Annotated in this window: 13 protein-coding genes; 9 read left to right on the top strand and 4 right to left on the bottom strand. The window is 42.6% G+C overall.

What is annotated here, in order from left to right:
* Positions 1–44: 44 nt before the first annotated feature.
* Positions 45–2432 carry a hypothetical protein gene (locus AACT18_RS07745; RefSeq protein ID WP_094144277.1) on the top strand — a complete coding sequence of 796 codons (2388 nt, stop codon included), beginning with the start codon at positions 45–47 and terminating at the stop codon, positions 2430–2432.
* A 186-nt stretch (positions 2433–2618) separates the two neighbouring features.
* On the opposite strand, the gene torS is transcribed toward AACT18_RS07745, so the two are convergent.
* Positions 2619–5564: a TMAO reductase system sensor histidine kinase/response regulator TorS gene (gene torS, locus AACT18_RS07750; RefSeq protein ID WP_337247159.1), complete on the bottom strand. Its 2946-nt coding sequence runs from the start codon at positions 5562–5564 to the stop codon at positions 2619–2621.
* A gap of 88 nt (positions 5565–5652) precedes the next feature.
* On the opposite strand from torS, the gene torT reads away from it, so the two are divergent.
* The gene (torT, locus tag AACT18_RS07755) at positions 5653–6654 is read left to right on the top strand and encodes a TMAO reductase system periplasmic protein TorT (RefSeq protein WP_088729656.1); all 1002 of its coding nucleotides are present in this window, start codon (positions 5653–5655) and stop codon (positions 6652–6654) included.
* Positions 6655–6706: 52 nt separating this feature from the next.
* On the top strand, positions 6707–7162 hold the full coding sequence (locus AACT18_RS07760; protein WP_026027464.1) for a methylglyoxal synthase: 456 nt from the start codon (positions 6707–6709) through the stop codon (positions 7160–7162).
* 103 nt (positions 7163–7265) lie between these two features.
* On the opposite strand, the gene helD is transcribed toward AACT18_RS07760, so the two are convergent.
* Positions 7266–9329 (bottom strand): DNA helicase IV, encoded by a 2064-nt coding sequence (helD, locus tag AACT18_RS07765; RefSeq protein WP_161439636.1) that lies wholly within the window; start codon positions 9327–9329, stop codon positions 7266–7268.
* 182 nt (positions 9330–9511) lie between these two features.
* Here helD and yccS point away from each other — a divergent pair, with 182 nt between their 5' ends.
* The 6 genes from yccS to AACT18_RS07795 all read left to right on the top strand — a co-directional run bounded on the left by yccS (position 9512) and on the right by AACT18_RS07795 (position 16281).
* Complete coding sequence (gene yccS, locus AACT18_RS07770) at positions 9512–11665, top strand: YccS family putative transporter (protein WP_094125069.1); 2154 nt, start codon at positions 9512–9514, stop codon at positions 11663–11665.
* Between the two features lie 138 nt (positions 11666–11803).
* A complete protein-coding gene (locus tag AACT18_RS07775) occupies positions 11804–12028 on the top strand; it encodes a hypothetical protein (protein ID WP_013867905.1) in 225 nt (74 codons plus the stop codon).
* A 67-nt stretch (positions 12029–12095) separates the two neighbouring features.
* Positions 12096–12395 (top strand): hypothetical protein, encoded by a 300-nt coding sequence (locus AACT18_RS07780; protein ID WP_013867906.1) that lies wholly within the window; start codon positions 12096–12098, stop codon positions 12393–12395.
* An 87-nt stretch (positions 12396–12482) separates the two neighbouring features.
* Entirely contained in the window at positions 12483–13742 is a 1260-nt protein-coding gene (locus AACT18_RS07785) for a hydroxymethylglutaryl-CoA reductase (protein ID WP_094125068.1), read from the top strand.
* Between the two features lie 185 nt (positions 13743–13927).
* Positions 13928–15472 (top strand): glycerol-3-phosphate dehydrogenase, encoded by a 1545-nt coding sequence (glpD, locus tag AACT18_RS07790; RefSeq protein WP_094143421.1) that lies wholly within the window; start codon positions 13928–13930, stop codon positions 15470–15472.
* A 143-nt stretch (positions 15473–15615) separates the two neighbouring features.
* Positions 15616–16281 carry a PilZ domain-containing protein gene (locus tag AACT18_RS07795; protein ID WP_176428329.1) on the top strand — a complete coding sequence of 222 codons (666 nt, stop codon included), beginning with the start codon at positions 15616–15618 and terminating at the stop codon, positions 16279–16281.
* A 17-nt stretch (positions 16282–16298) separates the two neighbouring features.
* Here AACT18_RS07795 and luxQ read toward each other — a convergent pair whose 3' ends face one another.
* Both luxQ and AACT18_RS07805 read right to left on the bottom strand, forming a co-directional pair.
* Entirely contained in the window at positions 16299–18845 is a 2547-nt protein-coding gene (gene luxQ / locus AACT18_RS07800; protein ID WP_094144278.1) for a quorum-sensing autoinducer 2 sensor kinase/phosphatase LuxQ, read from the bottom strand.
* Positions 18846–18860: 15 nt separating this feature from the next.
* Entirely contained in the window at positions 18861–19961 is a 1101-nt protein-coding gene (locus tag AACT18_RS07805; RefSeq protein ID WP_094124981.1) for an autoinducer 2-binding periplasmic protein LuxP, read from the bottom strand.
* Between the last annotated feature and the right edge of the window lie 209 nt (positions 19962–20170).

Here is a 20170-nt window from a genome sequence, read left to right on the forward strand (position 1 = left end):
AATTTATTCATCGCACATTCTCAAATTCACAGAAGAGTATTGAAATGAAATTCAAGAAAAATATCATTTTTACATCTATGCTAATAATAAGCACCAACACATATTCAAATCAGTGGACTGATTACTATAATGTTGTCGAACCAGAACACTTTCCTCATTACTACAATGATAATGTCGTATCTTCATCGGAAACTCAATATGTTATCCAAAAGATGCATATGACCGCCAGTGATATTAACGACGCATTTAACAATCAATTAGAGGCTAAACGAATTGTAATTATTGCAGATGTACTAGAGCTTGATAATGATATGCTTGATAATATCACAGGTAAACAAGTACAAATCATCGCAAGAAGTATTCAAGGTAATAGAACATTCACAATGAGTATTAAAGATGATGGTGTAACATCATTTACAATTTTTTCTGGTAGTGTTAGTCCAGAATCAAAAATCACCATCATAGATTCATCATCAGCTACTACTATAAATGTAGATAATGGTAGCTTCTTTAGGTATTACAATATAAATGGCAACGCCAATATAGTGCAAAGTGATGAATTGGATATCACTGGTTTTATAGACAGTTTGCCAGAGAGAAAGACCTTTATTTTTGATCAAGCATTTGATTTAGCATCATCAGTTTACGATCAAAAACCTGAGCTAAGTATTAGTATTCTAGATTGGTATAGTCGCTTATTAATGAAATCAAAGAATTTACTAGAAGATAATCCTGATTTTTCAGACTTATATAATTCAATAAAAATCCTGCACTCTTTCTATGAATCCAACAATAGATCTGCCAACTATATTCCTGAACTAAAACATAATGTTTATTCAGATTCTTATCAAACGATTCTCAGCGCTATGAGTGCATATCAGCTTGAGTATAATAATTTCGATAATCAGCAACTGGATCTGGAAAAAAGAAAAGAAAGTGCAACACTAATGCTCGAACATTTAAAAAGTGCATTGACTGCACAGCAAGGAATTATAGATAACCAGAATTCTACAATCGAACAATATACGACAATCATTAATGAACGAATAGACTCTTTCAAGAAGCAGTTGAGTATAGTCGAAGAGGCTGAAAGTAAATTCAAAGAGGGATTGATTAAATGGCAAGTTCAACAAGGGTTTGAAATGGTCTTTAATTGTCTCAGTATAGTGGCGGAATTAGGGAGTAGCATTATATCTGCATATCTGGGTGATATAGGACAAGTGGCCGAAAATGCCGCTGATATGGCAAATCAAGTCAGTGATTCCGTCTTTGATGCTAATAATCTAAAAAAGATTGCACATACGATGAAAAATTTACAGGAGTTGACCGATGCCTTTACTAGACTTCTTCAATATATTAGGGATGGAATTTTTGATTATGACTTACATGCAGAGTTAGATAAATTAACTTTTTCAATCCCTGATATAGAAGCAACCTCACTTACTTGGACACTTGCTTCAGGTGATATTGATGCAAATTTGGAAATTGCTAAGGGTCAGAATATCCTCGGTGCACATGCCTATCATGCTCAGTTAGGAACCTTAATGATATGGGGTTCATCTATAAGTTCTACGCAGTTATCTCTAGTGCAGATGATAGCAAGGGTAGCTGATTTAGAATTAGAGAAAAAGGTAATAACTGAAGATATACAACGCATAGAAGGTATTTTGGATAGCATAGAAAGTACCGAGGATGACCTTAAACTTGTCGAGCAATATTTATTTAGAGTTTATAACTCGTTTAAGAGACCACTATACGCAGCACAACTGAACTATAACGCTGCATTTAGATATTATACATTTCAGGATAGCACTGTTTCACCTAAGGTTAATGGCTCATATATTGAGTATAACCAAGACCTAATGAGAATGAATACCGACCTTATCAATGCTATTGGTTCATTTGCCTCTAACCCTCCACAGTCATTTGACAATAGCTTTATTTTGGATGATGAAGCGTTGCTAAATGAATTAAAGTCAACTGGTTCTTTTTCATTTAAAATTGATGAAGATAACCATAATACATTTGCTCAATGCTTATTTCAAGGTAAAGAAAGAGTACGTTTGACAAGAATGGGAATCCAACTTTTAGGAGATAATCTTCCTGATGGACGATATGAATTTCAAATATCTCATCCTGGCGGGTTTACTGATTTTTTCAACAAATCAACTTATAAATTCAGTGCTAATGGCTCAAATCGTTTTTACACTTATGTCAAAGAAGGATCGGTTCTTACAGAAGAAGTGAACGGTGAGTTAAGCGAAGATTTTGGTGTGTATTTATTCGAACCAACATTATTTACCAACTGGACTATTAAATTAAAAAACCCTGACGAAATGGGTAACTTGAATGCTATTAATGCCGTAAAAATAAAACTTAGTGGTAGCTTTATAACAACACCTTGGCGTGTTGAAAATTGTTCTAAATATTAATGATTTTTACTAAGGTAATAAGAAGCCTGCATTTTCCGCAGGCTTCTTATTATCATCCCTAAACCACCTTGTATAGCTGTTTTTATATAGATGCCAACAGCCAATTATTTATATATACCCTTCCTACTTGAAGCTGCAGCGGTGTTGGCTACGTTCGTTCACCCCAATCACATAGTTTGCCTATGCTCATGGGGACTCACTCACTTGCCGCCTACCTGCAACTCCAAGTTGTTTGGGTATAAACAGTAACCTGAGTGAATGAATGGATTGAGCAGCTAAGGCTTCTAATTCCGCTTGTAGCTCTTGATAAGTTTGCGCAGAGTCAGCACTTTTCTCAATGACTAAACACAGATCAAACAAGGCATGCAAACCTAAGCTGCCAGCTGAACCTTTCAATTGGTGTGCTAACGACTTAACGACCTGAGCCTGTTCCCTCGATTGACGAAACTCGTGTAGGTATTCATGCGTGCAATCTGCGAACAGCTCAATGATTTCATTCATCTTGTCACGCCCTAGCACTTCAATATCCGCGAGTAGGATCCGCTCGTCCATAATCGGACGAGCGGATTTTTGGCTATCCGAGGTTACGTGCGTAGGCACAATCAACTCAACGGGTAAGGTATTGTGTTCAATACGTTGCTGGACAAGTTGTGCAAGATCTTCTTTGACTAAAGGTTTGGGCAAATAGCCATCAAAACCAGCCGCTAAATAGCTTTCCACCTCTTCATTAAACACATGAGCCGAAATAGCAATCATCGGTGTGGGGCGTAGATGCGAATACTGTTCACGTTCGATAAGTTTGAGCGGCGCCAACAGCTCAACACCATTAATGTCAGGTAGATTAATATCGAGCAGTGCGATATCAAACCTGTGTTCACTAAACAGAACCCGAGCTTCAGCGCCTGTTTTCGCGGTGAGCACATTATGGCCGAGACTGGTCAAAAACCCTTCAGCAACCATGCAGTTAACAGGGTTATCCTCTACCAGCAAGATGTTGGCCTCTCGCGTCGCGGCTATCGGCCTTTTAACCACTTCATTCACTGCCTCTCCTCGCTGTAAAGGAACAGTAAACTCAAAACGGCTTCCTTTGCCTAAATCTGATTCAAGCTTAAGCTCGCCGCCCATGGCTTCAACAAGCCGTTTGCTGATAGCCAAACCAAGCCCAGTACCACCCTTGTAACTTTGCTCACTGGAAGCTTGAGTAAACGCATCAAACAGCCTGATTTGATCCTGTTCACTGACTCCAACACCGGAATCCGACACTTCAAATGTCACTTGATTAGGCATTTCAGCATCAAGACTGACATAAATATCCACATAACCTTGATCGGTAAATTTGATGGCATTACCCACAAGGTTAGTCAGCACTTGACCTAAGCGAGTCATATCACCCACCCAAAAAGGAGCAACATCCAGTTCAATCTGCTTGGTAAATTCAAGCGACTTTTCTTCAGCACGTCCTTTCATCAGTTGGTAAACATCGTCCACCATTTGATGCAAATTAAAGTTGGCATTGCGAATTTCTAAGTGTCCGGCCTCAATTTTTGAATAATCCAGCACATCATTCAAAATGGACAACAAGGTGTGGCCGCTGCGGTTAATCACGTCCACATACTGGCGCTGTTGAACGGTTAATGGCATCTCTTGTAATAAACGAGCCGTGCCTAATACGCCATTCATTGGTGTGCGAATTTCATGGCTCATGGTAGCCAAAAATGCCGATTTAGCGCGGTTGGCTTGCTCGGCTAAGTTGCGAGCTTTGGCATGATTCAACACTTCCATATTGAGTTTCTCATTGGTGTGTTGTAATTGTTCTGTTCGCTCGGTAACCACTTCCTCTAAGTGCTCTTTGTGTTCTTGTAACGCCTCTCTCGCCTGCGCTTCACTTTCCGCCACCACTTTAAGAGACTGCGCGGTATTGCGAGCCGTGATGATCGCCTGCCCCATTTGCGCCAGTTCATCCTCTCCTTGAACTGCTACTTCCACCTGCAGTTGCCCTTTTGCGATGGATAACAGTGCCGATGAATATTCGGCTAAACGTTTTACCACCGACAGATAGACGACCTTCCACATAATGAAAGCTGCAATGAGAAGGCCAACCAAGGTTAATAAGGTCAATGTATACTGTGCCATGTTCAAGGTTGTAGAGAGCTGCGCAACAGCGTGAGTCGTTGTACGATTGGAGTCATCCACTAAGCGGCTGACGGTAGTATTGAGATCTGAAAACTGTACTAAGGTGTTTTGTGTGAGCGATTTCGCGACCTGTTCGTTATCATAACGTTGCTGCAAAACACTAAAAACCACTTTGCGCTTTTCTAACTCACTAAGCAGCTCTGTCATTTGCTTCGAACGCGTCGGGTCTTCTACCGCGCGTACTCTGCGCTGCATGATGGTGAGGTTATGCAAAAACTCTGTTTGGATTTGTTGGATTCGCTCAACATCGGTAACCGTGCGTGTCTCTTCGATGTGGCTGAGCATTTTGAACGCCAGCAAATGAAGCTCATGCAAGCGCTCTGAAAGATCGAGGTCTACTTCCACTAAAGCGTCTAACGCTTTGTACGCTTGTGACGTTTTATCGGCTTGTAACAAGTCATAAATATGCGTCACATTCGCCACTGCGATGGTACTGGTATTGAGCACTTGAGTGCGCGTCAGCTCTTCCAATTGCAGCGCCAGTTGTCGCATCTCTTCCACTCGAACACTTAAGTCATGTGCCAGATACAACTTACGCTCAACCGTAATACCAAGCTGAGCCAGTGTATCGATAACGCTTTGAACATCATTTTCTAGGCGTGTCAGCAGTTCTGAATCAAAGGAATCGGCACCCAACTGCTTGATGTGATTAAGCAAAGATTGGAGCTGATCGAAAAGCGCTTTGCCATACTGCTGGCGCTCTTGCTCTGTTTTTGAGTTGGTTAACATTTGCACAGACGTAATGATTCGTGTGCTTAACTCCGACACTTGACGCGCTTCCAGCATCGAAGGAATGGCAGAATTCACCACATTACGTTCGGTTTTAGCCACCAGCGAAAAACCAAACACACCTATCAACGCCGATAACAAAACGAGCAGGGCCATTACCGAAAAGGACAACATTAATTTTCGGCCAATACTGGCTTTGGCTAACAACATGGCACCCAACCTCAAACATTACTTCTTAAGCAACACGGAATGGGCTATATTTTGCAGTGTTTACTCACGTTATGCCAACGAATAGCGAATGCAATTGATCTTAAACCTTATTTCCCCAACGCTTTTACTGCTGATTTTAAGCTTGGTTAGCAACACAACATTCGCCGAACCCCATAAGAAAGTCTGCGCTTTATACCCTCACCTCAAAGATTCCTATTGGTTATCAGTCAACTATGGAATGGTTGACGAGGCGAGAAAACAGAAGTTGAATTTACGCGTGTTAGAATCGGGTGGTTATCCTAATCATGAACGACAAAAAGAACAGCTTTCATTGTGCGTTCGTTGGGGCGCTGATGCGATTATTCTCGGTACTGTGGCACCGGATCTTTACACGACAGACTTAAGCACATACGTCGCTTCTACGCCTGTGTTTGCAACGGTTAATCAGCTCATTCTCAATCAGCAGCAGGCTGCACGGCTACAAGGTCAAGTGGGTGTCGATTGGTATTGGATGGGATACTACGCGGGAAAATATCTTGCTGATAAGCACCCACAAGGCAGTGGGAAAACCAATATAGCCTTGCTACTTGGCCCGAAAACCAGTGGTGGTACTCAACCCGTTAGCCAAGGTTTTTATCGCGCAATACAAGACAGCGATATCAACGTAGTGGAAAGCCTATGGGCAGATAATGATAAAGAACTGCAGCGTAATTTAGTACAACAAGCGCTGGAGCGAGCTGACCTTCGCTATATTGTGGGCAGCGCCGTCGCGATTGAAGCGGCGATCAGCGAATTGAGAACCTCAGGGATGACAAACCACATCGGTTTGGTGGCAACCTATTTAAGTCATGGCGTCTACCGCGGGCTGCTGCGTGGCCGAGTCGAATTTGCGCCAACGGATAAAATGGTCGAGCAAGGCAGGCTTTCCATTCAACAAGCTGCGGCTTTTTTCAATCAGCAACCTTATGAAAAAAAAGCCGCACCGATTATCGAATCCTTAACGCCTATGTCACTCAATCCGCAGATAATTGCAGATTCGTTATCTCCATCTGAATATAGGCCGACTTTTAGCGTAAAAGAGATTGAATAAAAGTGGCGATTTCGCTATTTAACATACTGATTTGAATCATAGGGACTCTTCAATGCAAACAACGACTCGGACTATGCCTGCGCATAAGCATGTCGCTCTCGTCGCTCACGACAACTGCAAACCGGAACTACTTCGCTGGGTAAAAGAAAATAAAGAAAAACTACAGCGCCATTTTTTATACGCGACAGGAACCACTGGCAACATGCTCAGCAAAGAGACTGGCCTTGCTATAAAAAGCATGATCAGTGGTCCGATGGGCGGCGACCAACAAATTGGTGCGTTGATTTCTGAAGGTAAAATTGATGTATTGATCTTCTTCTGGGACCCACTCAATGCCGTACCGCATGATCCCGATGTAAAAGCTCTGCTACGAATTGCCAGCGTTTGGAACATTCCAGTTGCCACAAACCGCGCCAGTGCTAAATTTTTGTTCTCTTCACAGTTGATAGAGCAAGAGGTCGATATCGAGATCCCTGATTACCAAGCTTATCTAGCTGAACGCATGTAACCTATAACCTTTACATACGCACAGAGACACACAGTCAAAATCCAAATCACCACATAAGACAACTTGATCGCCTGCGTGAACGCATCCCCTTTCAAAGGATGCGTTATTTCTGCTTCACCACTGGGTAATCCCCTGATAGCAATTCGCGAACAAAAACCGAGCCACTGCCCGAGTGCGTGATCCACACTTTCTCTTTAGCGCGGGTCATTGCAACGTAGAATAAACGGCGCTCTTCGGCGTAGGGGAAATCATCATTCGATTGGCTCAATGCACTATCGATATGCAGCGCTTTCACTCGAGCCGGAAACTGCCCCTCATCAACACCGAGCACAATCACAAAATCGGCTTCTTTACCTTTACTGGCGTGACAAGTCATAAATTCTATATTGAGTGAGCGGTAATGCTTTTTCCAGTCGTTAAGCAGCTCTGGTTTATGATAATGGTTTCGTCCAAGCAATAGCACAGATTGCGTACTATTCGCTTGGCGATTGAGTTGATCCAAGATCTTTTCAATGTTGTTGCTTGGTGCAATAAAAACTGATTTTTGTTTTTGCTGCTTGAAGCTGTTAAGTGTTTTTGGTAACTGATTCGGATTAGCTTGAATAAACTGGTTAGCTACCGCACCCAACTGATCATTAAAACGATAAGTCGTATCCAGATAATGAACCGTCGAGTGTGGGAAGCGTTCACTAAACCCAGTCGTAAGATCCACGTCAGAACCAGCAAATTGATAGATTGACTGCCAATCATCACCCACTGCAAACAAGTTACACGCTCCTGGCTGCTGCTCACATAAAGATTGGATCAACGCCAATCGCTGTGGTGAAATATCTTGGTATTCATCGATCATGATGAATTTCCAATTCGATTTAAATTTACCCTTTTCAACGTATTCCGTTGCGCGGCTGATCATCATATTAAAATCGATTTGATTTTGCTCTTTGAGCATTTGTAACCAAGCTTGGTAACATGGCCAGCACAAAGAGAGCTCACTGTTCAGCCTTGAATAGTCTGGATGGTCAATCAAACGTTGTTGCAGCTCCTTTTTCCCAAGACCAAGCATAGCCAGTTGTTCAAGTTGCTTTTCCAACCATGCAATCAGCTTGGGGTTTTCAACATGGCTACCCAGTTCATCATCACCAGCTAAATAAGCAATTGGCCATTTAGACAAATGCTTCTGCCAACGCTTAAAATTGGTCGGCGTCATCCAATGTTTCTTCAACCAATCAATACACCATGCCAACTTTAAGTTACTGTCTAGAGCCACTGGCGAAATGATCGCTTCTCGCCCTTCGACCTCGTTTAAAATTTTCAGCCCTAACTGATGGAAGGTATTAACGCGAACGTGTTCCGCCGCCATGCCGATTTTGCTATCTAATCGCTGTTCCATCTCTTTCGACGCATCGCGACCAAAAGCCACCAGTAGAATTTCGTGGGCCTGTGCAAGGTGACTTTGGAGTAGATACGCAACACGCGCCGTCAAAACGCTGGTTTTGCCCGAACCTGCACCCGCTAGGATGAGGTTGTGATCATCATTGAGTAGCACTGCGTGTTGCTGCGACAAATTAAGTGGAGAACTTTCAACTTGAGAGAATAAGACTTCCCAGTTTTGACGTTCCAATTCAAGCCAGTGTTGATTTCGCTGGGCAAGGGACGCCGAGCGATCCGTAAGCCAAGGCGAGAGCTGAGCAATAGCATCAGGTAGCCGTTGACGTGCTTCGGCTAATTTCATGTCCATCATCGAAAAATCAGCTTCCACTTGCAAAGCCCAAACATCTAATAAGGAGTGTGGCAAAAAAGAGGGTAAACGCTTCAAGCGATTGAGCTCTTGCTCCCAGCGAGGCAGATACTGACTTAACTGCACACATTGACGATTGTGCCATTGTTGATAAGCCGCTACCGCCGTATGGGCAAACTGTCGGCACTCGGGCCAAGGCAAACCTTGCACCAACCATGATTGTTGAACACCTTCATCTTCATGCGCAAAAAACTGCAATGCTCCCCAAAACAAACCACGCTTAACACGGACTTTACCGTTCCAAACCGTGAACGGGATCCGCTCTTCGCTGACAGCCGAGGAGATAATCAAACGCTGTTGGTCAAGTTCAACTTGGTTATATTCGTCTTGAATGAGAAATTGTGCAGGCTTATTTGCGCTCAGCTGCATGGTTTTATGCTCTTTTATAAGAATGTGAATATGATATACCAATCACAGTGGGCATTGAAAAATTAATGTCAAGATTACTGTTGTTGATTTTGTAATCAAGTAGACGTTTTTCTTTATCTTGATCAGAGTGTTAATCAACGCTTCTGCTACACTATGGTTTTCTTTTTGGATGTTGAAGTATCGTGCCGCTCTCTAGCAAAATTCGCCTTTATTGGGCGAATAAAACTGTCAATTACAGCATTCTCATTTTGATCACTCTATTAGGTGTGGTCATTCCTGCGTGGCACTACAACCTCAATACTTGGATTACGCCACTGATCCTTGGCGTGATTGCCGCAGCACTGGCTGAAAGTGATGATAGTTTCAGTGGACGGTTAAAATCCCTCACTCTGACATTTATCTGCTTTGCTATCGCTGCATTTTCTATCGAACTGCTTTTCCATACCCCGCCACTGTTTGCGATTGGGTTATTCATCTCCTCGTTTGGTTTTATCATTCTTGGCGCAATTGGCCCACGTTATGCCAGCATCGCCTTTGGCTCCTTACTTATCGCCATCTACACCATGCTGGGTGCACACCAAAGCGTGAATTTGTGGTTTCAACCCGTTTTGCTCCTGACGGGTGCCGCTTGGTATTACTTCATGTCGATGATTTGGCATATGTTTTGGCCAATGCAACCAGTACAGCAAAGCTTAGCGAATGTTTTTTTGCAATTGGCCAATTATCTTGAGTCCAAAAGCCATCTCTTCCATCCCGTATCGAACTTAGTCCCTCAGCCATATCGAATTGCTGAAGCCAATTTAAACGCGGCAACGGTTACCGCACTCAATCAATGTAAAGCTACTTTGTTGAGTCGTTCAAAAAGAGGCCATATTGATGGTGCCAGTGACCGATTTCTCAACATCTATTTTATGGCACAAGATATCCATGAACGTGTCAATTCAAGTCATTATCGCTATCAAGAACTTGCCGAACACTTTGGCCGCTCAGATGTGCTGTTTCGCTTTAAACATTTATTAGAAACACAGGCTAAAGCCTGCCGTGAAATAGCCCAATCGATTCAGTTAGGGCGAAGCTATCAGCACCATTCTGAGTCAATCATGGCTCTGGATGAATTGCAAAGCTCATTAAACTACCTACAAGAACAACAACGCCCTGACTGGCGGGTGTCACTAGCGCAATTAGGTTATCTTTTCAATAACTTAGCAACAGTAGAAAAGCAGCTCAATAACGTTAACAACCCTGATACTAACAAGCTCGAAGAGGGCATGTTGTATGATACAGAAGCCCACACTCTTAAAGCCATGTGGTTACGGGTGAAGGCAAATCTGCATAAAGATTCCATGCTATTTCGTCATGCGCTGCGTATGTCTATCGCACTCACTATCGGTTACGGAATCATCCAAGGTTTTGGAATTGAACGAGGCTATTGGATTTTACTCACGACACTGTTTGTTTGTCAGCCAAACTACTCAGCCACTCGGCAAAAACTGACGGCCCGAATCATTGGCACGTTATCGGGGCTGTTTTTAGGCGTGCTGCTCTTAACCTTGTTCCCATCGCCAGAAAGCCAATTGGTCTTTATCGTACTATCAGGTGTGATGTTTTTCGCCTTTAGACTAAACAACTACGGCTATGCGACTGGCTTTATTACTCTTTTAGTGCTGTTTTGCTTTAATCAATTGGGTGAAGGTTACGCCGTGGTACTGCCTCGGCTTGCCGATACTCTGATTGGCTGCGCATTGGCCGTCGCAGCGGTAGTGCTGATCCTCCCTGACTGGCAATCAAAACGATTACATAAAGTCATGGCGGATGCGATCGATGCCAACAAAGCCTATTTGGGACAGATTATTGGTCAGTACCGTATCGGCAAAAAAGACAACTTGAGCTATCGCATCTCACGGCGCAATGCCCACAACCAAGACGCAAATTTAACCGCAGCGATCAGTAATATGCTGGCAGAACCGGGTAAATATCGCGCGGCAATCGATGAAAGTTTCCGTTTTCTGACACTGAACCATGCACTGCTCAGCTATATCTCCGCTCTTGGGGCCCATCGGACACGCATCGAAGATGAAGCAACGCACCAACTGGTACTTGAAACTCACCGAGTGATCCACCAACACTTAGAGGTGTTGCACAAACAACTTTATGAACATTGTGATGAATGCGATACCAGCGACATTGACGACGCAGGCTTAGAGAAACGCTTAGCCGAATGGCGTGAAGAAGATGAAAGCTCGGTAAGAATGGTCTTACAACAACTGCACCTTATTTATCGCATGCTACCTGAGCTTCACTCTCTCGCCAGTAAGTTTGCCGTCCGTGTAAACTAGCAATTGTCGTAATAATGAGAGCAGCTCAATTTCGGGCGGCTCTCACCTTTCTCTTGTTATAACTTGACATTTTTCGGACAAAAAATCGCCACGTCGAGAATAATCTCAGATTAAGTATTTTCTTACAGGTGTAAGGCCATGAAAGGACATCAAACTTACCGCGGTGAGAAGGCAGCGCATTTTTTACTGAGGCATGAGTCGATGACGCATAATCAATTTGAGTCTTTAAAATCACAATTACAGCATTTAACACCCCAACAACTGCGTTTATTACAAGGCGAGATAAAGCACTCTTTGGAAAATGAATCGAATAATTTGCTCACTGATGATGAGCTGAATGTGCTTTCGAGCCTCTTTTCCTAGTCACGAATTTCTTCTTGTGCAAAAAGTAAACGGAGCCTAAACTTTAGACATCGACGAGGGTAAGCTTATGTCTATATCTGGTGTTCATTCTGGCTATCAACTGATCAATCAGTCAAATAAAATGGCTGAGGATGCGGCTCGTGAGCTCAATATGGAAAAAGACATCTCTCCTGTCGATAAAGCGGACAAAGCGCTTGCTTTTAATAAAGTTGAGTTTGATAAAGTTGTTGCTAAAGCTGAAGAAAAACCTGAAGAAATTGATAGCCTACTAAAATTGAACCAAGCTACACAATACAACCGCATTGGCACCAATATTATCCAACGAGATCAAGACATGCTGGGTTCAATATTGGATATCCAAGCCTAACTCTTCACACAACTTGCAACACAAGCAAATATTGTGTTTATGTGCATGGTTAGTACAATGCCCGCAAATTCTTTACCATGATTCGCTATGCCTAAGCTAAACCTGCATCGAAGAGATTATGTTTCTATTTTGGGTGGTGATATATCAGCCCAGCAGCTAGATCAAATACTTCAACCCAAACTCACTTCTCCAACGCTCAAATTAACACCAAGTCCGTATTTAACCGCAAAAAATGTAGAACGCCGTTGGCAAGTACTTAACACGCGAACGAACAAAAGTGCGCTTTTAGATGACTCAACAGAGCAAGATATGCTCAGCTACCACAAAAATATTGAGCATTTTATTGGCACAGTCAAAGTTCCAGTTGGGATCGCAGGGCCATTACGAGTCAACGGACTGTTTGCCAAAGGTGATTATCTCGTCCCGTTAGCGACAACCGAAGCCGCTTTGGTTGCCTCTTATCATCGTGGGGCAAAACTGCTCACTGCGGCAGGAGGTGCAAGCGCCATGTTGTTAAATGAAGGCGTTACTCGCACGCCAGGCTTTGCATTTTATAACTTAATCGAAGCTGGGCAGTTTGTTGCGTGGATAGTGACTCAATATGACCACTTTAAACAAGTTGCAGAAAACACGACAGCACACGGAAAACTGTCAGACATTAATGTCAATATTGAAGGGAACCATGTCTACCTCGTGTTTGAGTTTTTAACCGGCGATGCATCAGGGCAAAACATGGTCACTATTGCCACCAATGCCGTGTTCCAAACCATTCTGGCGAATACTCCTGTGCAGCCTGAATACGCATTCCTTGATGGCAACCTATCGGGTGATAAAAAAGCCACTAGCCAAACACTGCGTAGTGTGAGAGGAAAAAAAGTGACTGCCGAGGTGCATTTATCTGCCGAACTCATCCATAAACATCTGCATACGACGCCACAGTCTATGATGCAATTTGGCCAAATGACGACTGTTGGTGGGGCATTAAGCGGCGCGATAGGCATTAACGCGCATTACGCTAATGCACTCGCTGCTTTGTATATTGCCTGTGGGCAAGACGCCGCTTGCGTTGCTGAATCGGCAATTGGTATGACACGCATGGAAGTGGACAAAAATGGTGGTTTGTACGCCAGTGTAACCTTACCCAATTTAATGTTAGGGACCGTTGGTGGCGGTACAGGGTTACCGAGTCAAAAAGCATGTTTGGATATTCTCGGTCTGCACGGTACTGGTCATTCGCAAGCGTTAGCCGAAGTGGCAGCATCACTCTGTCTGGCTGGTGAACTTTCTATTGTCGGTGCGTTCTGCGCTGGCCATTTTTCACGCGCCCATCGCAAACTTGCTCGTTAAGGTATTGCCTCTCACAATAAAAAAGGCGCTACGTGAATACGTGGCGCCTTTTTTATTAGTTAAGTGAGCATATGCATTAGAAAATAATGATCGAGATCAAAATAAAAAAACAAAAAACTAACTATTTCGACTAAAAAATGGTTTCATACGAACATTACAGAACAAAAACGAAATAGGTACGCTCAATGAACAACCATTCTGTTTGCAACTCGATTGAAGCCGAAAACAATGTGCTCGACATTATTGTTGTCGGTGGCGGTATCAATGGGGCAGGCATCGCCGTAGATGCTGCTGGCCGCGGGCTGAAAGTTGGCCTGTATGAAGCAAAAGACTTTGCTAGCGCTACCTCTTCTGCGAGCTCAAAATTAATTCATGGTGGGTTGAGATACCTAGAACATTATGAATTTCGTTTAGTCGGTGAGTCATTGGCTGAACGCGAAGTACTGTTGCGCAAAGCGCCTCACATTGCAAAACCAATGCGATTTCGTCTACCACACCGCCCTTTTCTAAGACCTGCTTGGATGATTCGTGCCGGACTTTTTCTTTATGACCATTTAGGCAAACGAACCTCACTACCTGCTAGCAAAAAAATAGCCCTTAACGCGGGTGTGGTGACTAGAAATGAGATGAAAATGGGTTTCGAATACTCAGACTGCTGGGTCGATGATGCTCGTTTAGTGATACTGAATGCGATGCAAGCACGTGAACTCGGTTCCGAAGTAAAAAACTATTGCCGCGTTGAATCAGCTCGTCGTGTTGACGAGTTATGGCATGTGACTTTGTTTGATGAAAAAACACAAACTCGTTTTACTCGCCGCAGCCACGCGCTTGTCAACGCAACAGGTCCTTGGGTTAAACAGTTCATTGATGAGCAGATTGAAATTACTTCTCCCTACGGTATCCGGCTTATCAAAGGATCACATATTATCGTGCCGAAAATTCACGATGAAGAGCAGGCATATATTTTACAAAACGAAGATAAGCGGATCGTCTTTGTGATCCCCTATCTTGATCACTATTCAATGATAGGCACCACCGATGTCGAATACCGAGGTGATCCCCGTCAAGTGAAAATTAGCGTCGAAGAAAAACAGTACTTATTGGATGTGGTGAATAAGCACTTTATCCATCAGGTCACATTAGATGATATTCTGGCTGACTTCAGCGGTGTACGCCCGCTGTGTGATGACGAGTCTGACTCACCACAAGCCATTACTCGGGACTATACACTCTCATTGGATCAACAAGCTGATAATGCGCCACTACTGTCTATTTTTGGTGGAAAGTTAACCACTTATCGCAAGTTAGCTGAATCTGCTATGGGTCAATTAAAGCCATTTTTTAATCAAATGTCTGACAGTTGGACCGCAAACAAACCACTGCCTGGTGGAGAAGCCTTTTACCCAGCACAGCTCAAACAGCAGCTTGAGCAGCGCTTTCCAGATCTTGATAAAGCGACCATTAACCGCTGGATCACTAATTATGGTAGCCGAGCTTCGGTGATGCTCGATAATGTGCAAAGTAGTGCTGATCTGGGTAAACATTTTGCGTTTGGGCTCTATCAATGCGAAGTCGATTATCTCTTACATTATGAATTTGCTTCTTCATGTGAAGATATCCTATGGCGCAGAAGTAAACTCGGCTTAACATTTAACACTGAACAAATTGATCAGTTAAATGATTATATCGACCAATCATCAACTTGTGAATGTCAACGCATCAGTGCTTAACACAAGGTGTAGCCACTAGAATTAAAATTGAGAAAAGCTCTTAGAAACATGATCTTCTGAGAGTTTTTTATTTTTTCTTAGTAGGTGACGTAAAAATCACGGGGTATAGTAAAGCTATATTTCCGTAACGACGATGCCACTCAATGCCAATTCCGAATACTAACAGCGACGATCTCATCAAACTCCTTAAGCCATGCATGAAAATCCTCGCCACTATTGAGTTCGGACCTGAGGATTCTTACAGCTTTTCAACGACAATTGTCGGATGTAAACGTGAAAGATACGTACTGATCGATATGCCTGTTAAAGCTCGTGAAGACTTGGTGATGCGAAAAATAGTTAATATCCAAATCATTTTGCGTGGAATTTGCGACACTGAATTAGGTCATATACTCGCGTTCAAAACCTCGATTATTCGTAGTATCTCTAAACCGTTCGGATTACTGTTTATCAAGTTTCCTAAGCACTTTGTGACCAAACCAATCCGTGAGCACGAGCGCTATAAACTCTCTTTGCCTGCCGTTATGCATGAAGGAGAGCATCAATTTAAAGGGAAATTGATCGACTTTTCTATTTCTGGCTGCGCGCTATTTATTCCTGGCTTGCACCATTTAGAAAAAGATATGTTTATTGAGATAAAGTCCACACTCTCCCCACTTCTACCACAAGATCTCGTTTGCCAAATCGTCAGTGTGCGTCAACAAGGTAAAGGAATGTTAGTAGGCGTTAAATTTCTTGAATCAATTGCAATGACAGCAGCATTGAAAAAAGAAATATTAGAACGCGCTTTTATGGCTGGTAGCGTATAAGAACGTTGCGCGGTGCTTTATTTCTGCCGTTTTTGGAAGTGACAAAAAGCCTCATGCAATACTTTCTCTTTGATAGGTTTAACTATCACATACTCTGCCCCAGCGGCCATAAATGCTTCGTTAGTCGATTGCATACCATCAGCCGTGCACGCATAAATAGGTACATCCATCATCAACTCATGTTTGATCAAGTGGGTTGTTTCAACCCCACCTAAGTAAGGCAGTTGGTTATCCATTAAGATAAGATCCACTGGATGATCTTTCAAATAATCAATCGCCTGTAGACCATCCTCTACTCTTGTCACTTCCATACCGTATTTTTTGCAAAATGCTTGAGCAATAAAAGCGTTGGTATGATTATCTTCGACTAGCAACACTTTGATTGGTTTTTCAAACATTTCATGTGGCGGCGCGCGCTCATAAGATGGTATATCCTTAGCGCAGTCACTGACGACAACCAGCGGGAGTTCAACAGAAAATGTAGTACCTACTCCAAATTGGCTTTTCACGTTTACGGCACCACCAAGCATCTCAATTAAGCTTTTGACAATCGCAAGCCCCAAGCCACTACCGCCGTATTCTCGTGTAGTGTTTGATTCTACTTGAGTAAAAGGCTCAAAAATAAGCGCGAGATCTTGCTCTCTGATGCCGATACCTGTATCACTAATCGAAATAAACAATTGGTGGTTATTCTTTTGCTGGAACTCAATGCTAATCAACCCATGGTGGGTAAACTTAGTCGCATTATTTAATAAATTAAACAGAATTTGGTTCAGGCGAACTTGATCGCTATGGATCATCATATCAGGCGGAATATTGCTCTTTAGGCTGAATTCAATCTCTTTTTCAGCACATAATGGCCGATAGATACTTTCCACGGCAGAGATGACCTCAACCAGCTTAAAGTCAGACTCTTGAATTCTAAACTGTCCCTGCTCTATCTTTGAAAAATCAAGGATATCATTCAGCACTGCCAATAAATGTTCACCACTACTGCATAACACATTCACTTGTTCAAGTTGCTCATGGTCACTGATTTCACGCTTAAGTAATTGAGAAACGCCTAAAATCCCATTCAATGGTGTTCTCAGCTCATGACTCATTTTTGCAAGAAATTCAGCACGAATACGCGCCGACTCTTCCGCTTCTTGCCTTGCGAGTCGGCTCTGTTTGGCCGCCTCAGCGATTGTCGTAATATCTTGTCCTTGAGTGATGATTGACTCAATTCTCTGCTCAAAAATAATGGGGGATAAATTCCAGCGAAAAACCTTGTTGCCAACTTCAACGTTTATCTCTCGGAACGTTTCTTGTTCAACCGCAAGGCGTATCTTTGGCTGCAGTTCTTGCTTTAATGCATCAAGAATGCACTGCTGTTGATCATTGCGACGCATGAAATATTTCTTTGCTGATGGGTTCATTTTGATGATATCACCGTCGATACTCCATACTATGATGGGCGAAAGTGAAAAATTGAACAGATCTTCAAATTGTTTTTCTTGCTCAGATAAACGTTGAAATGTGTGTTCTAGCGTTCTGCCGAAGTGATCAAATTCATAGATTTTAGAACCAGAAAAAAGCTCATAACTCCCAGCTTCTGCCGCTTTGTGGGTGTAATTCATCAAGCTACTGATTTCATTTTTGACACGCTGCTGTAACCACCAACGAGTCAAAATAGAGACTATCACCATCGCAAAAAGGGCAAAAATCATCCAAAAAAAATAATTTTCACGTAATTGCAATACGTTCTCATTGCTCTGCACACTGAGGACGTTAATATAAATTGGTACGCCTTCTATGGTTAACGCGGTACGACTTACCATGTAATCGGCAAAACTATAGGCGTCAAAATTATCTTCTAAAACATCACGTTCCGTGTAGGTCTCATCACCATTAATTGTTGAGGCTAAGACCTTTTCACCCGTCGTCATCACGAGATTTTCTGAGTTACTCCCTTCACGTAATGTTTCTGCCAGCACGTAATTGTTGTTAAGTACGGTAGCAAGATGCAAAAAACCAATCACCTCTCCGGACTGCGAGTCAATAACGGGAGTACGTCTGACCATTAGGTAGGCATAGCCCAATTGAGAGGGAGATTTGATCATATGCCAGTTATTACTTAACGCGACTTTACGAGACATGTTTACCAGCTCGTTTTGTTCAATACCATAAAACTGAGCATTGCCATCTTCCCACATCAGGCTGTCAGAATCAGAAATGAAACGAATGTCAGGCGTGTTGGCTACTTCTAGCTGGTCAACTCCAAAAAAGAACTGATCAATGCTGTCATTATCGCCCTTACGAATTGCTTTAACTAAACCTGCATTTTTTGCGCTGCTATCTTGGTTTATCTGCAGTAATGAAAGACGGAAGTTAAAGAGGTTCTGGATGAGACTAGAGGTTTGAGAAGCCGTACGTTGCACTTCTTGAGCAATGATTTTGCTACTGATCTGATAACTTTGAAATAAAACGCTGAGCGTCAATGCGCCAATCACCGCAATCATTGATTTGGTGATCACGGTAGCTATCTTTTGTTTTTTCTTGACGGTGCTTGACCTTAAACTCATTAATGACTCGATATATCAATGGTCAGAGTAACGAAATGCTCGTTTTTTGAGCTTTTCAATATACGCTGAAGAGACCTCTTTGGTTACCAATTCAAAATCACCAGAGTAAACCGTAGGTACCAGCTTTCCTTCAAGATCCCACTTAATGGCTTCCGCCATAGCAACACCGGCGTCATCATTGACACGCATGATAGTCACATCAAGTGTGCTATTTTGCAGCGCGTCCAATTCAGCCTCACCACCGCCCCAGCCGTTTAACGTAATATCTTCTCTATTTTGCTGCTGCAACGCATCCATGGCACCGAGAGCAACATCAGTAGAGCATGCGTAAATAAAATTAATATCTGGTGTTTGTTTAAGAATACGCAAAGTTGCATCAAATGCACTATCTCGTGTCGCTTTTGTATAAAACGAAGAGGCCAAGTGATATTTACTGTCTCGACTCATTTCTTGGATAAAACTATCACCGCGAGCATCGCTAACATAGCCTTCAGAATAATAGAGGACGGAATAAGCACTATTCTTTGGCGCCGACTTTTTGTAGTAATCCACCAGTTTCATTGTGCCAATTTCATGATCAAACCCCACGTACATAAAAGGCTGACGATCTCCCCAACTTTTTACTGGCGTAGTGATATTTTGCAGAATAATTTTGGTTTGATTTGAACTTAACAACTGCTCGATAAATTTACGGTGGCGGATGGTATCAAGCGTAAACACCAAGTAATCGGATTTATTTCTGATCGCTTCCATCAACGATAAACTTTGTTGGCGAATATCGACATTCGGACGAGTGAAGACTTGGTTAATTTGGTATCTAATCCCAAGTTCATCTAAACGCATCTCAAAGGCTTTGATATTGCGCGCCCAATAATCGGAAACTTGTTGACCGGGATAAACAACAGAAATATGAATAGGTTTATCTTGCTCTATTGAGAGTAAAGCAGGAGGTTGACGCACTGCCTGTATCATCTGGTCGGTAAGAGCCTGTTGCGCAGGATTAAGATCTAAAAACTCTTGATATCGCCAATAGCCATTTAAAACTTGCGCTGCAGCCTGAGTGGAGGCTGCCAAACTGACACTGAATACAAATGAAAGGAGCAGGATTTTTCTCATGGCATTCTCGTTACACTAACTTCTGGATTTAATGACACACAATGGCTGATTTCGCACTCATCATATTCTCGGACTACCCAATGAAGGATCAAACAAGTAGCCCGTATATCATCTTGATTATTAAGTATGTTCCTCATAAATGATAGTGCAAACCACTAAAAAAGCTGGCTTGCACTCATAACCGCTCATTTACTAAACAAAAGCATCAG

The organism is Vibrio sp. V04_P4A5T148 (assembly GCF_963875605.1).
GTDB classification, from domain to species: Bacteria; Pseudomonadota; Gammaproteobacteria; order Enterobacterales; family Vibrionaceae; genus Vibrio; species Vibrio anguillarum.

What these genes read in the sequence shown, in the direction of transcription:
- AACT18_RS07745 (WP_094144277.1), top strand. Translation starts at nt 45, where the DNA reads ATGAAATTCAAGAAAAATATCATTTTTACATCTATGCTAATAATAAGC.
- torS (WP_337247159.1), bottom strand. Translation starts at nt 5,564, where the DNA reads ATGTTGTTAGCCAAAGCCAGTATTGGCCGAAAATTAATGTTGTCCTTT.
- AACT18_RS07795 (WP_176428329.1), top strand. Translation starts at nt 15,616, where the DNA reads ATGCCAATTCCGAATACTAACAGCGACGATCTCATCAAACTCCTTAAG.
- AACT18_RS07805 (WP_094124981.1), bottom strand. Translation starts at nt 19,961, where the DNA reads ATGAGAAAAATCCTGCTCCTTTCATTTGTATTCAGTGTCAGTTTGGCA.
- luxQ (WP_094144278.1), bottom strand. Translation starts at nt 18,845, where the DNA reads ATGAGTTTAAGGTCAAGCACCGTCAAGAAAAAACAAAAGATAGCTACC.
- AACT18_RS07760 (WP_026027464.1), top strand. Translation starts at nt 6,707, where the DNA reads ATGCAAACAACGACTCGGACTATGCCTGCGCATAAGCATGTCGCTCTC.
- helD (WP_161439636.1), bottom strand. Translation starts at nt 9,329, where the DNA reads ATGCAGCTGAGCGCAAATAAGCCTGCACAATTTCTCATTCAAGACGAA.
- torT (WP_088729656.1), top strand. Translation starts at nt 5,653, where the DNA reads ATGCAATTGATCTTAAACCTTATTTCCCCAACGCTTTTACTGCTGATT.
- AACT18_RS07775 (WP_013867905.1), top strand. Translation starts at nt 11,804, where the DNA reads ATGAAAGGACATCAAACTTACCGCGGTGAGAAGGCAGCGCATTTTTTA.
- AACT18_RS07785 (WP_094125068.1), top strand. Translation starts at nt 12,483, where the DNA reads ATGCCTAAGCTAAACCTGCATCGAAGAGATTATGTTTCTATTTTGGGT.
- glpD (WP_094143421.1), top strand. Translation starts at nt 13,928, where the DNA reads ATGAACAACCATTCTGTTTGCAACTCGATTGAAGCCGAAAACAATGTG.
- AACT18_RS07780 (WP_013867906.1), top strand. Translation starts at nt 12,096, where the DNA reads ATGTCTATATCTGGTGTTCATTCTGGCTATCAACTGATCAATCAGTCA.